The sequence below is a fragment of the Bacteroides sp. OF03-11BH genome (genome assembly GCF_003604005.1).
GTDB lineage: Bacteria > Bacteroidota > Bacteroidia > Bacteroidales > Bacteroidaceae > Bacteroides > Bacteroides ovatus.
In genome coordinates this window covers 128,229-145,641 of record NZ_QTMW01000005.1, presented here as the reverse complement: position 1 = coordinate 145,641, position 17,413 = coordinate 128,229, and the positions used below count along the sequence as shown (strand labels likewise).

Genomic DNA, 17,413 nt, shown 5'->3' with positions numbered 1-17,413 from the left:
GGTTCTTAGAAGTTGACAATATACTGCTGTTTTATCTTCGTTTTATCAAAAAATAGTAAACCGACGTCGTAGAGGTCAAAGGTGATGCCTACTCTTTCATCAGCCTGCAGCTTTTTCCAAAGTGCTTTCATCTCTTTGGAATAGCAGATGCCATGGACTACAAATACACTTTTAGGAGTGGTGCGATGTGCACAGACCCGGAAGACTTCTTCCAGTAAGTCGGGATTCCGGTAGTCATTCAGATACAGAAAGTCGACTGAAGTGTCTGCATCCAGAAACAGTTCCGACAAGTCGGAAGCAAAGAGGTAGGAAGCCGATGGTTTAGCGGATTGTAAGTAGAGGGTTGTGGAGGAAGGACGCCCAACTTCTATAATCGTAGCAGGCTGCACTTTGTTCACCAACCGGAACAGGAAACGGTTTACCTTTTGAGAACCTTTAGTCCACCCACGCTCTCTTATCATCTTTTTTTGTTCTTTTTTCAAAGAAGAATAGGCATAGTAAGGCATCTTCTCATAAATCACATCGGTAATCAGGCTAAAAGCAAAAGGGGAATGTACGCCATATCCGCAACGATAACGAAAGCGGGAAAGCCAGATAAAAGGTCTTTTTATACAGAGTAGAAGATTCATAAAACAATCATTCGTATTTTTATTCTCCCGACAAAGATATATTTTTTTATTGAAAAAGGGTCGGTTCCCATAAAGAACCGACCCTCATACTCATTTATTCCAAGTTACTACTGTAGTCTGAATGATACCGGTACAGTAAATTTCACTCGTACTTTCTTACCATTTTGCACTCCGGGAGTCCATTTCGGCATAGAACTTATCACGCGGATAGCTTCTTTATCCAAATAAGGATCAACCCCTCGCACAACTTCAGGATTGGAAATCGTTCCGTCTTTGTCTACAACAAACTGAACAATGACTTTTCCTTGTGAACCAGTTTCCTGCGAAATCGTTGGATATTTGATATTACTACTTAAATATTTCATTAAAGCAGCTGTACCTCCAATAAACTCCGGCATGACTTCAACACTTACGTGAATAACGTCTTCAACTACCGTTTCTGTTTCTACCACTGGGGGTATCCAAATAACGTTTTGAACTGCATTCATATCCTCTGACACTGTAGAAACGTTATCCGTCACCTCCGTATTGTTTTCCACTATTTCGAACAATTCTGTTACCTTAGTTTCGGGAGGAGGCGGTTCCAGTTTCTCTTCAGGGAATGTGATTGGAACTAGCTCTGTTACAAAGATGGATTCATCATCTGGTGATAGTGCTGCAACTCTGACGTCATGTTGTGTCCATTCGAACGAAACGAACATGAAGGCTAGCGCAACAACCAAACCCATCAACAACCAAGAACCCCGTTGATTCTCAATTGCAGCCTTTTTTGATTTCTTGGCTTCCATAAAAAATGTGTTTAAGTAATTAATAATAGAAAATATATAGTATATATACTACTTTTCGTTTTTCCTCTTAAGCATTACTTAAAGTGCTCTCTCGCTGCAATAAATATAATCGTTTTATGGATAGGTTGTTACGACGTCTCTTGTTTATTTTATTCTTTTCTCTTCTTTTGGATAAAATTTATGAATAATTCGGCTTTAGTGAGTTTAGTATGAGTAAACGTTTCTATACCACTATTTTTCATATCTCAATATTGAACATAAATTGTACTAAGACCAGTATGACCGGACGCCTGCAATGAATCTCCAGAATAGGTCAGATGCATAGAGATTCCGTTATAATCAATTTTCACCGGATAAGACACCTGCTGCCGGTCTATTGGAATGAGTACATCGAGTATACCTTCATCGTTCGTTTTCACTTTCAGAAAGCCAAAGTCGAATGTTACACCTATAAGTTGCTTTTCCGTTTCATTATCTACAATACAGTATTGAATATGCCCAAACGTTTCAGGATTCCGTTGAATAGGCAATGCCATCTTTGAAGTAATAGATACGATTGTGTCCAACACATAGCAACCATAAGCCTTTGCAACAATTCTCATATTCTGTCCTTTATACTTTCCCGGAATGTTGGGAAACAAAACAGCATTATCCAAATCTTTTAGAACCACTGTGCGTAGATCATTTTCACCTAGAAACAGATACAGACTGTCTGTTTCATCGGCACTAAGTGGGAGAGCCTTGCAAGGTGTTTGTGATAATTGCACTGCTAAATCGAAAGGACGTGAATGAATTGCGTTCACTGCCAGTCCGATGATAATGGAAAGAACAACAATCATCAAAGCGACCAGCTTAACGAGAAAATGCTTTCGACGGTTCCATAATACGCCAAAGTCCACATCAAGCATTCTTGCCACAAGACGGATAAATGCTTGATGGAAACGTATCGCATGGAATCTTGAATTTTCCGCCTGCACATCAATCCCCAAAAGTTCCAATCCGCCTAACGTCAGTTGAGCATGAAAACATTCCCGATCTTTGGAATGAGGAATACCGTCAATGATAAAAGGTATAATCTCTCTTTCGCGTCCCTTCGAGCGGAAGTAGGCAATCTCCTCCCCTACATATTTCGATTGTGCCGAATTCGGCGAACAAATGACAATCAGATATTTCGATTCATCCAATTTATGATGCAGTTCGTCACTAAGTACACCACTCGTCAGTTCATCAGCATCACGAAAGACTTTAAACCGTTTAGGTGCCTCCGGCTTCATTTTCTGAATCATTGTCGGCAAATTGTACGATTCTAATAAAAACTGTAATCGCTTCGCCGCCTTAATGTCCGTATGACGATAGCTAATAAAAGCAAAAAAATTGTGTGCCATTTCGTCTGATTTCTATTTAAAATTAACCACATTTGATAACATTCCACTATTTTTTCTTTTTCCTACACATTCATGGGATATATCTGCAATTGCATGCCTATCATATTATTGTTCAAATCAAAAACATTAATATATTTGTTTCTATCCTCCATCAGCACACTCAAGAACAATATAGTTTTCTGACATTCCTCGCTCAAAAGCGAAAGATCTTTTCGGTGATGGTTCCTAATATAATATGAGTTTTCATAAATTATTTTGTTGTTTCAGGGGATTGTAATACCTTACTATTAGCAGCAACATTAATCAAATCCATAATTTCCTTTGTCAAAGGATGATTTTCACCATAAACAGACAAACGGATTTTCAAGGACTTCTCATAATAGTTCAGAGCTTTGGATTTGTCACCTTGAATTATATACAAACTCCCTATACTATAATAACTCAAAGCTACCTCAGGATGGTTCTCACCAAAAAGAGACAAACGGATTTTCAAAGACTCTTCAAAATAATATAAGGCTTTAGAATAATCTTTTTGAGCAAAATATATTTCTCCTATATGATCATAAATAGAAGATACTTGAGAATGATTTTCACCATAAACTGACAAAACTATTTTCAAAGACTTTTTAAAATAATCCAAAGCTTTGAAATCATCTCCTTGAACGGAATATATTTCTCCTATATCATTGTAAACAGAAGCTACTCGGGAATGATTTTCACCATAAACTGACAAACGAATCTTTAAAACCTCCTCAAAATATTCCAAAGCCTTAGAGTAATCCCCTTGAGCAAAATACACATACCCAATATTATAATATCCGGAAGCTACAGAAGGATGGTTCTCACCAAAAAACGACAAATCCAATTTCAAAGACTTTTTAAAATAATCCAAAGCTTTAGAATAGTCATTTTGAGCAAAATATATCTGTCCTATATAACTGTAACTTGTAGCTACAGCAGGGTGGTTATCTCCATTAAGCAACAAAAATATTTTCAAGGCCCCTTCAAAACAGACCAAGGCTTTGGAGTAATCTCCTTGATTTGAATATACACGTCCCATACCAATAGATACATTGGCTATTCCCCATGAAGCGTTCTCACCGTAAATCATCAAATAGATATTCAAAGACTTTTCATAATATTCCAAAGCTTTAGAACAGTCATCTTGAGCGAAATATATCTGTCCCATACGTTCATAATCATTAGCCACAATTTCATCATTTTCGCCATAAACAGATAGCCGAATCTTCAAAGACTTTTCATAACATTCCAAAGCTTTAGAATAGTCATCTAGCTTCTCATATATTCCCCCTATTATAATGTAACTAGTTGCTTTGTATGTATCATTGTCTGTTGTATTCAATGCAGACAACTGATAATTCATAGCCCGATTGTAATCAGCCATATAATCTTCTTCAAACCTTCCCGCTGCAATCAAATAATCCCAATTTGTTGGAGCAGCTTTCGTGAGAATCTCATAATAATGCGAAACCGAATCATTCAAATGCTGCATCTTGAATGATTCGATAGCAGTCTCCATTTTCCCAAACCATTGACTGCGTTGTTGTATCAACCGTTGTTGTTCTGACAGTCCTCTAGCTAATTCAAGCTTGGCTTGTTCTACTTTTGCGTCCGCATTCCGTTGCTGTTGTTCAATCACCTTCCAGGCCTCCTCGGCTCCGCCGGGCATAGACTCGCGTATCAAGTCATTAAGCGCCTTCCATTCTCCGTTTTTTTTCAGTTTATAGATTCTCAGTTCCAAAGAGTCCAAGCTCTGATAATCGGTCAGTGCCAGCTCTCCAGCTAGTTCCTTGATAACCTCATCTATCTTATCCTCATTGTTGATGTAGTCAAGATAAAGTTTGCGGATGCTATCACACTCCGCTTTCAGACGTGCATAATGTACATCCGACTCGCTCAATTCTCCAAGACGCTTATTCAGTTCATTGCGTAGTTTACGTAAAGATAACGACTGCTCTTCATACTTTTCTTTCAGTAACTCATACCGCTTCTTATACTCCATCTCCTTTTCTTCTGGTGTTATCAACGAGACTTCCAAGTCATTGGCAGATATAAATAGTCGTTTACCTTTCGATGGCGAAGCCAACATATACTTGGAACCTTGTGGCACACGCACGGCTGTCAGTGTATAACTACCCGCCTTATCCGTGACCTTCACCTTCAACGAAAATCGTCCGTCCTTATCACTTGCTTTATTAGCTTCCCCCGACACAATAACTTGTACACCCTGCACCGGAATGAAAGGATCGGAAGCCGAACGGGTAACCTTGCGGACTATCCCCTTCTGGGTATGAACCTGTGCTGTAACTCCCAATACCATGAAGACGGCAAAAAGGAATACTGTTATCAAACGTAATTTACTCATGTCATTTTCATTATAACTATAGAATTATCTAGAATCTTACCTTTATTATTCTTATAGTCCTTGCTACTTGCCTTTACTATTTTATTCATTAAAAGCGATGGTTTAATAAAACCATCGCTTTTAACTCCTTACAATGCCTGTCCACATTCCGAACAAAATTTTGCACCTTTGATATTCCGATATCCGCAGTTCGTACAGAATACCATACCGTTAATATCCAAATTCAGAGTTGTAAAAGAATCCCGATTTTTTAGCACCTCTTCAGCTATTTCGAGCGCCTTATCATCAAGTTTGGACTGTTGTACTATCCCCCAAATTTGCGTGATAAGTACCGGCCAGAAGAATAGCATAGAAATGATAGTAGGAATAGCTTGTTGCCCAAAGATCCCTATCCCAGCCTCAAACGCTATTGCATTATCTTTAGGTATCAAGCTGACTTTCAATGCAGACTTCAAACCAAGTACAGCTTTAAATAAACCGCCCTTTGATATAGAAATATCAACACCACCACTTAATAAATTATCTATTTGTACCTCAAACTGCTCGGCCGCAAATTCTGTTTTTATTTGTTCAGCAATAACAGGAATCAAAGAAGGATTGCCCTGAAGTATCTTTTTTGTTGCAAATGTTCCCATAATTCTATTTTTAAAAGTGTAATGACTGTAATGCATGATATTGGCTCGTTGTAAATAACACACCGGCTTCAACAAGCAATTCTTTAATTTCACGCTGTTGCTCTTCCGTATAGTTCTTTTCCATAGACTTCAATATAGAAACAATTCTTTCAGACTGTTCCTTGATCTCCTGTTCAGTAACTATACCATCTTCCATAATCTTCTTGAATGTGGGCTGGTTCATGACCGCCTCGTCTAAATTCAACATTCCTTGTTCATTAAAAAACATAAGCTATTATATTTAAAGTTTATTTCCACAATGTTTGCAATAGGTCCAGCCATCCACTATCGGTTGTTTGCAATTCGAGCATACCTTGCCTGATTTTTCTGCCGAAAGATAATCTACTATAGTCTTATATTGAGAACTTTTTCCCCATTTCAAGATTTCCTTAACCCGCACAGCCGAGAACGGATGATTCTGATTCATTATTGCCGCTACCTGCAATGTCTTATTCCATAATCCGTCATTACGGATAGCCTCATATTGGTCTGCCTGTTTAGCCCACTCCTCCATATCGATATTCTTTGTTATAGAAGTCGGACCTCCGGATAGACGAGCCATCGTGCTTGCCACTATGGCCGGAGTAGTCACAATACTGGCAGCTCTGTCACAGGACAACTCACTTTTACGTTCCCAATACAAAATCGCATATTGAAGAGGAGCTCCCAAACTCCCCAAAACGCCCAGCGAATCCAGACCATCCATCACATAATGAGCTATAGAATGATACAAGACATGATGACAAAGGATATGCCCGCATTCATGGGCAATCACTGCATCCAACTCCTCTTCGGTCATCATATCAACCAAACCGGAAGTGATCGTTATAAAAATCTTTGTATCGCCAAAGGTCCATGCGTTAGGATTAGGATCCATAGAGAGATAGAACTCCGGTTGCTCAATACCCAACTTTTTACAAATCGGTGGCAGACGATTATACAGTTTCGGCAATTGACTCGGTGATAAACGAATTGCAGATGCCATATTAACGCCATATTGCAGTTGTTCCAATCCCATTGACATTAACTTTTTCACTAGGGTCGGGAATCCGGGAATACTTTCCAACTGCCTCAATGCAGCTGCATCCTCAGGATGAATAAAATCTGTTGCTTTAATCATGGTTATCAATATTAATATCTATTGTTTTTATGACCTTCATTACAAAACATATCAAGTTCAGTCTTTTCATATCACTGGTATACGCAACAAACTCCTCGTAAGCACCACAGGTTAAAATCCTGATATACAATAAACCGGAAACATAAAAAGAATTATGCGAATAAATTCTTCATTTATCTGATAAAATAAGAAAGCAGCACGATAATCAGTATTAGCTTTTAACAGATACAAATATCATGCTGCTAAAATGTTGTCCTTGTGCAGTCCTTTCATTGGCGATTTCAGAGACCTGGACAAACATATTCTCCATATTCTAGTTCACCGCATCATCATTACAAGTCTCAAATATAACGAATAATATAGCAAGAAAAAATTACAAAAGCCCCAATCATGTCTAAACAGACCAAAAACAGAACTATTGATGCGAAAAACATGTCTATCATGACATTTTTTATTTTGCAAATCACAACAACAAAAAGATAGCATTCATTATAAATATATTATTTATATCTTTCATCTTTCACCGAAAGTCACAAATCCTTTTGTTCATCGTACTTTCAAACCATTGACAGTTCTTTTTCAATCTATCACCCAATCTTTCATCTTTCACCACTTATCACATTCAAAGGAACAGCTATTTCTTTCCTGAACTATTAATAGATAAGTTCCTTTTCATTAAATATAAACTTCCTTTTCATTAATAGAAAACTTATTCCTCACCTGATTCAAACTATAAATGCAAGTTCCGTTTTTATAAATGAAAGTTTCATTTATAAAAACGGAACTTGCATTTATATAATCAAAGCTTTCATTTATAGATTGCAAACAGCCAAAAGAAACTTCTCTATTAGACGAAAGAAACTTTGCATAGGGAAGAAAGGAACTTTTCTATTAATAGCCAATGTAAGAGACAGTACATAAGAAGGTCCAACAAAGAGAAGATGATATATTTGGAGAGTCCAATAATAAAACATACCTTTACTCGCCTTTTAAATAAAGAGACATAAACAAAAACACATCTATCATGAAACTTACTTTGATGCGGGACAACGGAGAAACGACAACCATGCGAACGTTGGACATAAACATACAAATAGAAACGATGAAGCATGAAACGAAAGCCCAGCCAGTCAGCAACCTACGCACGAGCATCCGTTACGCATCACCGGACAGCAAACTGGACGACGTCAAGAAATTGGTCAAAGTTGTCCCGGCTGCCACTTTTCGTAAAACAGTCAATGGTATACAAATGACCGGATATAACGGCATTATACAAATAGAAGTGAATCATCTCGCCAACCGGATGGAAGTAAACCGGGTGAAGCAGGAAGCGGCCGAACTTTCACATACATTCGCAGCCTTTATGGGTTCCGGAGGACATTCCGTGAAAATATGGATACGATTCACACGTCCCGACAAGTCACTTCCTCAAAAACGGGAAGAAGCGGAAATATTTCAGGCAAATGCCTACAGAAAAGCGGTCAGTCTATACCAGCCCGCCCTTTCCTATGCTATCGAACTGAAGAATCCTGCCCTGGAACAGTTCTGCCGACAGACTTATGACCCGGAACTTTATTACAACCCTGAATCTACCGTGATTTATATGCGGCAGCCATTGGAAATGCCTTCGGAAACAACTTACAAGGAAGCTGTGCAAACAGAAGCATCTCCATTCAAACGGTTGATTCCGGGATATGACAGTTTCGACACATTATCCGCTCTCTTCGAAGCTGCTTTATACAAGACATATCAATCACTAAGCGAATTACAGCCAAGAATCCATATTCATTCCGATGAAGACCTGAAACCTTTGCTGGTTCAGGTAGCGAAGAACTGTTTTCAGGCAGGAATACCGGAAGAAGAGACGATCCGTTGGTCTACCGCTCATTTCTATACAAAGAACAAAGAATTCCTGATCCGGCAAACCATACAGAATGTATATACGTGCGAAAAAGGTTTCGGAAAGAAATCTCCCTTATCAGCAGAACAGGAACTGGAATTTCGGACGGAAGAATTCATGCAACGCCGATATGAATTTCGCTACAATACGATGACGACAGTTACGGAATACCGCGAACGAAACACGTTTTGTTTCTGTTTCCGCCCCATCAGTAACCGCATACGGAACAGCATCGCAATGAACGCACGCCTGGAAGGGCTTAACCTATGGGACAGAGACGTCGTCCGGTATCTGGACTCCGACCGTATCCCTATTTTTAATCCTATTGAAGATTTCCTTTTCGGGTTGGACATCCGTTGGGACGGGCGTGACCGGATTCGGGAACTGGCAACCCGGGTTCCTTGCAACAATACCCACTGGCCTGACTTGTTTTACCGCTGGTTTCTGAATATGGTAGCCCACTGGCGTCAGACAGACCGGAAATACGCCAATTGTACTGTACCGTTACTGGTCGGTCCACAGGCATACCGAAAATCCACTTTTTGCCGAAGTCTGCTTCCACCTGAATTACAGGCTTATTATACCGACCGCATTGATTTCAGCAATAAGCGGGATGCCGAACTGTCTCTAAATAGGTTCGCACTCATCAATATGGATGAATTTGACCAGAACCGAGTGAGCCAGCAGGCATTTCTGAAACATATTCTTCAAAAACCGGTTGTCAACGTCCGACGTCCGCATGGCACCGCTACTCAAGAGATGCGCCGATACGCATCTTTCATTGGGACAAGCAATCACAAGGACCTACTGACTGATACTTCCGGCAGCCGACGCTATATCGTAATTAATGTGACCGGCCCCATCGATTGCTCCCCCATCGATTATGAGCAGCTTTATACACAAGCCATGCACGACTTATATAGAGGAGAACGATATTGGTTCAACACGGAAGATGAAAATGTCATGACGGAGAATAATCAAGAATTTCAAGTCATGCCGGTTGCTGAGCAGTTGTTTCACGAATATTTCCGGGGAGCAAAAGAAGGAGAAGAATGCGAGCAACTCCTTGCCATTGAAATACTGCAACAACTACAACATGACAGCAAGATTCATGTATCTATCTGCAGTATTGTCCAGTTCGGAAGAATATTACAAAAGAACAAAATACCTTCTTTGCATACGAAACGCGGTAATTTCTACAAAGTAATACGAATCAAGCCGGGAAGAGGATAAGTTTGCAATAAAAAATATCCAGTGAAAGATGACAGATCAGTGACAGATCATTTTACATCTATCACCAACGTACAACTACCATAGACAGGGAGTTTCAGCAGAAGGTGAAAGATTGAAAGATAAAAGCATGAAAAAAAACTTTAGTGGAGGGAGTATAAATATAAGACGAAACATCGTCTAACAAATTTTCGTTCTACTCAAATTGAAAAAATAGACTCATTTAAATGGAGCCTGCATTCAACTTTAGTAGAACGAAAATGGTCATGTAGATTAAATAAATTATTTATGAAAGAACCAAAAATAAGTATAGCGTCATAACAGATTATCTTTTACGATTCTCCGTTTGACAGGTTTAGATTAAACGAATAGTACTTATTTTGCTTTTTTCTTTTTCTTCGCGTTATCCTTCTTACGCATATCCTGGTATTTCTTATATTGTTCATCGGTCAGAATGCTTTTTATTTTAGCATCTATTTCCTGCCTTTTCTTTTGCATTTCTTCCCGCGTAGGTCTTTCATTCGATTTATTTTTCGCAGGTCTCATTTCTTTCATTGCAGCTTTGAAATCTTTGGCCTGCTTTTCATTCAAGCCCAGATCGGCAACAATCTGTTCCATACGTTTCTCTCTATCAGCCTTTCCATTCTGACGATTTTGAGCCATACATACAGTTGAGCCAATCAATAACGCAACTGCTAAACTTAAAATTTGCTTTCTCATCATTTTAATTCTCATATTAAATAAGTTATGTATGTTAGACCTCACAAATGGGTGAAAGTTAATTCGATAATGAGGCTAAAAACTGTTTTTTCACATTATTTATCAAAGGGCAGCTAGTATCACATCGAAAAACGAATAAACATTTTCTTATCCGGTAAAAAAACAGCAGCATCCAGTTTATCGGTTTAGAAATATTATTTCTATATTTGCAGGAAACAGATCAAAAGCTTGACATACCCTTATGCAAACCTATTACAAAACCGATTAATAATTAAAACGATGAGAACACTTTTCTTTATTCTGCCATTTATCTTTATCACTACAGGATGTATTAAACAGAATACAGAAAAAGGTGATATTTTGACAACAGAGGATATAGCCAAATTTGACAGTTTATTTAATGCCTGGGAAAAAGAAATACACAACAATCCCAAAGCACAATTAAGTTCAAGTACCCGTGCTTACACCATTTTACCCCAATTCAAAGAGCTAAAAGCTATGGGTAAGAAAATTATCCCATGTATCATAGAACAGTTTGAAAAGGACAATAATACTTTTTTTGCTTTACCTCTTTATGACGAATTACAAGATAATGACAGCCTAAAATCTCACAGAGAAACAAGCGAACAAGATAAAGTGAGCGAGATTGTGCAGAAATTCAGAGAACAGGAAAAAAGAAAGATGTGGGAAGAAGCTAATAGATACAAGACGTCTATAACCGACACTACTTTCCTGAAGACAAGAGGGACGATGTCGTATGCTGCAATAGATTTATTCACGGGACGAGGTTTCAATAAAGATTACGCATTTAATCAGGTTGTCTATTTGAAAGCCTTACAAAGAGCCCAGAAACATCTGTCTGTCGTAAATGGTCAGTTGGCATGCGACTTAAAGTCAGGTACAGAAATATATATTTCCGAAGATTTATACCTATTTATCACCGGCCTTTTTAAGGATTGGAATACGTGGCTGGAATCGGGAAAATATGAGATAATAAAAGACGAACAAGGGCTTTATACAGTGTTACCTAAGAAAACCAACCAATCATCGCAAACGAACTCCGTCATATTGCGACCTATTCCCCGTGACATTCCGACTGGAGAGAACATAAGTCCCGCTTCGCTTTCTATAGAAACAGAACACGACCATTATCCGCTATCAACTACAGAAGTAAAAATAACCATCACCAACCACTCCCACGATGAATACGAGTGCGGAGAAAAGTACAGCCTTGCTTACTATAACAAAAGTAAACGGCAATGGGAAACATTGCCGACCGACCCTGTTGTTAATGATATACTGTGGATTTTCCCACCGGAGCACCCCAGTCACCAACAGACAATTAAACTCTATACATCAGAATCCCCCAACCATCCAGGGAAATACCGTATCTACAAATCATTCAACAGAGGCACCAAAGTGGCTTATGGAGAATTTGAATTACTACCTTAATGTGAATTTCCAACAACAAGCACACTCCGGATCAGTAACATTCGGATAACAGCTAATCATTTCAGTAACAATTCTTTCGTCTATGACGCGTGCAAATCCATCATGCTCGGTAAAACCAGGCGACGCACAAGGATGAAACGGCATGCCTTTATTCTTTCGGGCAGTCTGCACCCTGCACTCATTGATACGATATATAAGAGAATCTCCTTCCTTGAAAAGGCTTACCGAAGGATTCGACAATGCAGAAAATCTGATCGCTAATGCTTTCTCCAGTCCTTCGAGTCCTGCCTGTTCAGGAAGTTCCAGAAATTTCTTGATTCTCCGGGCTTCCGTACGGGTGAATTTTCTCCATGCATTTTCATCGTGCAACATAGCTTCATCCATACCGTTCTTTCCTTCTACGGATTGAAACCATACTCCATCAAGTGCATAGATGTTTCTTGCGTATATTCTGACCAGTTCCTTTAGTTCATCTTTTGATAATAAATCCAGTTTATCAATCATCATTTCTTAATATTACATTTTACCTTATTTTTTATCCCGCTTTGATTTTATATTGATCCGAATTTCGGTATGACCAACAATTTACGAGGAGTAGAAAAGAAAAACGGAGAGAGTATTTCTACTTTCTCCGCTTCAGTACCCAGACCCGAACTACTTAAATTTCATCTAATTATACTCTATTAAAGTTAAACTACCTATTAATCAATCATTTGCCATTCTTTATATGAGTAACAAATATAATTAAATATAATAATAGCACCAAAAAGTTTCAGTAAAAGTTTCAGTAGTTACAGTATTTTAGTATCTTTGTTATCAAGATATTAAAATGATATAGATATGGCAGTAACATTCAATTTTGAGCTCAATAACAGAGCTAGCAAAAATAAGACCTATGCAGTCTTATTGCGTATCACCCAAAACAAAAAGCATAAAAGAATTAAAACCTCTATTTCAGTCAGTAGAAAAACAGACTTTAACAAGGATGCCAAACAGGGAAATTGGATAAGGCAAAGAGAACCAAACTATGAAGCTTGGAATGAAACCTTAGCTCAAGAACTAGAAAAAGCAAGGAAAACCTATCAGGAATTAAAAGAAGATGGATTAGCAACTACTGAAAAAATTGCTGCTGAAATGATAGCAGGAGAAAGAACGTCATCATTCCTTCAATATGCTAAACAACGAACAAAAGAGATATACGATGCAGGAAGTTACAGAAATTGGAAAAAATATAACGGCTTCTGTAACAAATTAGAATCATTTCTAAAAAGCAAAAAAGCAAAGGATCTAACTTTTGCAGAACTTACTCCTGCTTTTCTTTCCAAGTTTGAAGCCTACATGCACACTTTGCATAATGAGAGAGAACACGAAAAAAAACTTCATCCAAATACTATACAAGTCAACTTCAATATATTTAAAACATTAGTAAAAAGAGCTATTGAGGTGGAAGGACTTATGAAACCTGAAAAGAATCCTTTTTTATCATACTCATACAAAGGAGTAAATACTACAAAAGACAAATTAGATGAGGCTGAAATCGAAAAAATAATAAATCTCGACTTAGAGGCAGGGACTTTATTATGGCATTGCAGAAATTATTTTCTTTTCTCATTCTATTGTGCAGGTATACGAGCAGGAGATTTTATTCAATTACGATGGTGTAATATCACTAGCGATGGCAGACTTCGCTATCAAATGGGGAAAAACCATAAAGATAGAGATTTAGTATTAGTAGAACAGGCTAAAAATATACTTTCCTATTATTACCAAGAAGAAGTAAAAACGACAGATTATATCTTTCCTTTGTTAGATGCTTCTGAACCTTATGCAAAAGCCATTAGCCAGGAAGAAAAGGATACGTTACCTACAGAGCTAAAAATTAAGTTATTCAATCAAATTTCATCAAAAAATGCACTGATCAATAAATATTTAAAGAGACTTGCAAAGATGGCAGAGATTGAAAAGAAACTATCCTTTCACATTAGTCGACATTCATTTGCTAAAGTAGCTAAACAAAGAGGAACTGATAATGCTAAACTGAAAGACCTATTAGCTCATTCTTCAGTGAAAATTACAGAAGGGTATATGGGAGGCTTTGATACGGCTGAAAACGATAGAGCATTACAACACATTTTTCAGAAAGAAGAGTATTCTTCAAAAGACGAGCTAATTAAGCTACTTAACAATATGAGTTCCGAAGAAATAAATAGCCTCATCAAGCAAATCAAGAGATAAAAATTATTATCCTTTTTAAACACAATAAAATATGAGAACAAAATATTTAGAAAATTATATCATTGCAAAGAATATGCAAAGTCTGAACTTATTAACACTTATTAAAAACGAGATGAAGCAATTCTTTCCAACCACAGATATAGGTAAAACAACAATTGAATACTACATAAAAGAATTGCAAGATAAAATAGGTATTGAGTATATAAAGACCTTAGCTCAAAAGTACAACGTCGTCATTTTCGAAGATTTATACCTTTTCTTAACAGAAATACAAGATTTTGATAAAAGAGACACAATATTGAGAAATGAAGTTAAAGCATTAGATAGAAAAACTTATAAAGAAAGCAAAAATAGACTTAACACAATCCGCATAGCTAAATATTTTAGAGAAGAAAATGTTAGTATTAAAACCAAACGTTATCCAACAATAGAGTCTAAAAACAAAGAATACAACTATTATATATCTGACCAAATACTAAAAAAGTTATTTCGAGAAAATAAAGATTTGTATTGTAGTGAACTTAAATGGAATGAAGAAAAAAATATTATAGAAGATAATGAAATAGATATGCTTGTGGAAGTTGAGAAAAAGATGATTGAAACTTATGAATTGTTGGATGCCGATAATGAAAGAGAAATTGCTATCGAGATAAAAAAATTAGCCAAACTCTTACATGAGATCGATTTTATGAATAACATATTGAACAATGAAGATGACCATTTCAATCCTAAAATCAAACAAGAATACAATGATACATGGGCTAATACTGAAAAATCATGCTTTATAGTTGACTTACTCGTATATTTTAATGTTTTAAAGCCATATTTTAAAGACAAAACACCACAAGAGAAATATCAATATATAAAATCTAAACTAAAGCAAGCTAATAGTTTTCTTTCTAAAGTTTAAACTATTTATTAATATTCAGTAGGTTATAAAATTAGGTTTTCATGGTAATATAAAACCTAAATAAAGACACTATTTTTCAGGTTTACATTGTATTATAATGCAATACTTTTGCAACAAGGAAATAAAACAAAGACAGTACGCTCTGTTCGGGATGTTTATATTCTTACTCATGATTAAATACAATGAACCATCATTCACAATGGTCATTTTACCACAAGAGATATGGGAAAATGTCACCACGACTTTAATAGAGCTAAAAGACTATATTAAAGAAAAGAAACAAGATGAAGTCGGCAACCAATGGATTGATTCTACAGAAGCGAGAAAGCTCTTAAAAGTCAGCCCTAAGACATGGCAAACCTATCGAGATGAAAGAAGGATTCCTTTCAGTCAATTTGGTAGGAAAATCTATGTTAAGAGATCCGACCTAGAAAAATTCATGGAACAGCATTATATCTGCGCCAGAGATCAGAAAGGAGGGATTGTATGAATGTTCAATTTATTAAATGCATCCTCCAAGAAGCCACTTATGTTAAAAAAGAGGGAACTAAAACTAGCTACCTTTGGCATTCAGGAATGAAAAATCTTCCTAAGACATTAACTATTAGCAAGGAAGAACTTTCTAAGATCGCAAGAAAAGGTCGAAACCTTCTGCATCCAGTCGCAGGACAAATGCTAGGCTGTTTTACAAAAAACGAAGAATCACCTCTAAAACAAAATGCACCATACAAAATAAGAACTCAAATATGGAGCATAAATGAATATCCCCTTTTTATTGGATATGGAAGTATTGGTATTAGCAATAATGAAGGTAAAATTACAAAAGAATCAGATTTAGGAGATTTGGTTATACTGTACACTTCTGATGATTGGCAATCTATTCGTATCTATTATTTTACAGGAATGATTACTAGTTTATACGAGGTTATGGAATATCTATCAACAACCATTTAAAAGAAACAAAGAGTGGAAGCTTCACAGCCTCCACTCTCTTAAGATATTAAAATGATTGATTATATAGATATAACCAAACACTTTGAGAACAAAGTTACAATTAATTTTGCACACTTACAACTCGAAGCAACTTATAATTCAGGTTGGAAAAAATACGTCTTAAAAGGATGTACACATTTAGAAGTATGGATAAATCAACAACTTTCTCTAGTGAGGATTAAAGGAAGTATTCCATATTTCTTTCAAGGTCATAATTTCATTTTTTGTAATAAATCTTTTAATGAAGCCATCAAGTACTTAAATAATATACTCAATCACAATTTCTGGGATGCAACTGTTAATGCATTTGAATATGGAATCATATTTGAAGTACCAACTAAGCCAAGCGAGTATATCCAGCATCATAGAGAAAGATCTCAAGAAAAACTTATTTTTGAGGAAAAGCCCAAAGATAAAGGCAGTTTTAGATGGTGGAAAGACAAATATGTAAAACTCAAAATGTATGATGCAGGAAAAAACATTATACACAAACAAGAACTATCCATGAAAGAGATTATAAAAAAAGAGGGCTGGAATCCTTCCTTATATTATCTCAAATGGGAAGTACATTATACAAAACCTCATTTGGCACTTAATAAAGGCAAAGCTATTAAATTAGCCGACCTTGTTAATCCCAAATGGACAAAAACTTTAAATGAGAATTTGTTAATTCAATATCAGAGATTAAATCCATTAAGAACTATAGAACCACCTCTAAAAAAGAAAGATATTTCAACTGCTAACATTTTAATGTTAGAATGTGTTGAATACTACATAAACCAAGGATATTCGATAAAAGAAATTAAAAAGAAACTGTATAAGAGAATAGACACTTATACAGTATTATCTGAAAGTGATAAAAAGGCAAGAAAAAGGCAGATAAGTAGTATTATATCTAAACTTAACGAATCAGAAATAAGCGAGTGGGATTTATCTGAATTAATTTCAAATAATTTATTCCACTCAAGAACATAGGCAGGTCACATTTTAT

At 36.6% G+C, this 17,413-nt stretch carries 16 protein-coding genes; 7 read left to right on the top strand and 9 right to left on the bottom strand.

The window, feature by feature from the left end; genetic code table 11:
- Positions 1-5: 5 nt before the first annotated feature.
- The 7 genes from DXA54_RS05580 to DXA54_RS05550 all read right to left on the bottom strand — a co-directional run bounded on the left by DXA54_RS05580 (position 6) and on the right by DXA54_RS05550 (position 6,982).
- Entirely contained in the window at positions 6-629 is a 624-nt protein-coding gene (locus DXA54_RS05580; protein ID WP_008646346.1) for a hypothetical protein, read from the bottom strand.
- A 107-nt stretch (positions 630-736) separates the two neighbouring features.
- Positions 737-1,417 carry an energy transducer TonB gene (locus tag DXA54_RS05575; RefSeq protein ID WP_008646348.1) on the bottom strand — a complete coding sequence of 227 codons (681 nt, stop codon included), beginning with the start codon at positions 1,415-1,417 and terminating at the stop codon, positions 737-739.
- A 245-nt stretch (positions 1,418-1,662) separates the two neighbouring features.
- Complete coding sequence (locus DXA54_RS05570; protein ID WP_004323776.1) at positions 1,663-2,802, bottom strand: toll/interleukin-1 receptor domain-containing protein; 1,140 nt, start codon at positions 2,800-2,802, stop codon at positions 1,663-1,665.
- 250 nt (positions 2,803-3,052) lie between these two features.
- The gene (locus tag DXA54_RS05565; protein ID WP_120079088.1) at positions 3,053-5,188 is read right to left on the bottom strand and encodes a tetratricopeptide repeat protein; all 2,136 of its coding nucleotides are present in this window, start codon (positions 5,186-5,188) and stop codon (positions 3,053-3,055) included.
- 128 nt (positions 5,189-5,316) lie between these two features.
- Positions 5,317-5,823 (bottom strand): zinc ribbon domain-containing protein, encoded by a 507-nt coding sequence (locus DXA54_RS05560; RefSeq protein WP_004302377.1) that lies wholly within the window; start codon positions 5,821-5,823, stop codon positions 5,317-5,319.
- Between the two features lie 10 nt (positions 5,824-5,833).
- A complete protein-coding gene (locus tag DXA54_RS05555; protein WP_004302378.1) occupies positions 5,834-6,091 on the bottom strand; it encodes a hypothetical protein in 258 nt (85 codons plus the stop codon).
- A 12-nt stretch (positions 6,092-6,103) separates the two neighbouring features.
- On the bottom strand, positions 6,104-6,982 hold the full coding sequence (locus tag DXA54_RS05550; protein ID WP_008646354.1) for a M48 family metallopeptidase: 879 nt from the start codon (positions 6,980-6,982) through the stop codon (positions 6,104-6,106).
- A gap of 1,024 nt (positions 6,983-8,006) precedes the next feature.
- Between DXA54_RS05550 and DXA54_RS05545 the strand changes: the two genes are divergently transcribed.
- Positions 8,007-10,115, top strand: coding sequence for a BT4734/BF3469 family protein (locus DXA54_RS05545; protein ID WP_008646360.1), 2,109 nt, complete (start codon positions 8,007-8,009; stop codon positions 10,113-10,115).
- 372 nt (positions 10,116-10,487) lie between these two features.
- On the opposite strand, the gene DXA54_RS05540 is transcribed toward DXA54_RS05545, so the two are convergent.
- Entirely contained in the window at positions 10,488-10,832 is a 345-nt protein-coding gene (locus DXA54_RS05540; protein ID WP_008015740.1) for a hypothetical protein, read from the bottom strand.
- Positions 10,833-11,111: 279 nt separating this feature from the next.
- On the opposite strand from DXA54_RS05540, the gene DXA54_RS05535 reads away from it, so the two are divergent.
- Positions 11,112-12,284: an immunoglobulin-like domain-containing protein gene (locus tag DXA54_RS05535; protein WP_008646361.1), complete on the top strand. Its 1,173-nt coding sequence runs from the start codon at positions 11,112-11,114 to the stop codon at positions 12,282-12,284.
- Here DXA54_RS05535 and DXA54_RS05530 read toward each other — a convergent pair.
- Positions 12,276-12,791 carry a DUF6125 family protein gene (locus tag DXA54_RS05530; RefSeq protein WP_198139047.1) on the bottom strand — a complete coding sequence of 172 codons (516 nt, stop codon included), beginning with the start codon at positions 12,789-12,791 and terminating at the stop codon, positions 12,276-12,278. The genes DXA54_RS05535 and DXA54_RS05530 overlap by 9 nt on opposite strands.
- Before the next feature lie 333 nt (positions 12,792-13,124).
- On the opposite strand from DXA54_RS05530, the gene DXA54_RS05525 reads away from it, so the two are divergent.
- From DXA54_RS05525 to DXA54_RS05505, 5 genes are all read left to right on the top strand, one after another.
- A complete protein-coding gene (locus DXA54_RS05525) occupies positions 13,125-14,519 on the top strand; it encodes a site-specific integrase (protein WP_120079087.1) in 1,395 nt (464 codons plus the stop codon).
- A 31-nt stretch (positions 14,520-14,550) separates the two neighbouring features.
- Positions 14,551-15,429 (top strand): hypothetical protein, encoded by an 879-nt coding sequence (locus DXA54_RS05520; protein WP_120079086.1) that lies wholly within the window; start codon positions 14,551-14,553, stop codon positions 15,427-15,429.
- 169 nt (positions 15,430-15,598) lie between these two features.
- Positions 15,599-15,919, top strand: coding sequence for a helix-turn-helix domain-containing protein (locus DXA54_RS05515; RefSeq protein ID WP_120079107.1), 321 nt, complete (start codon positions 15,599-15,601; stop codon positions 15,917-15,919).
- Positions 15,916-16,383: a hypothetical protein gene (locus DXA54_RS05510; RefSeq protein ID WP_120079085.1), complete on the top strand. Its 468-nt coding sequence runs from the start codon at positions 15,916-15,918 to the stop codon at positions 16,381-16,383. The genes DXA54_RS05515 and DXA54_RS05510 overlap by 4 nt, the downstream gene beginning before the upstream one ends.
- 51 nt (positions 16,384-16,434) lie before the next feature.
- Entirely contained in the window at positions 16,435-17,397 is a 963-nt protein-coding gene (locus tag DXA54_RS05505; RefSeq protein WP_120079084.1) for a hypothetical protein, read from the top strand.
- Positions 17,398-17,413: the final 16 nt, after the last annotated feature.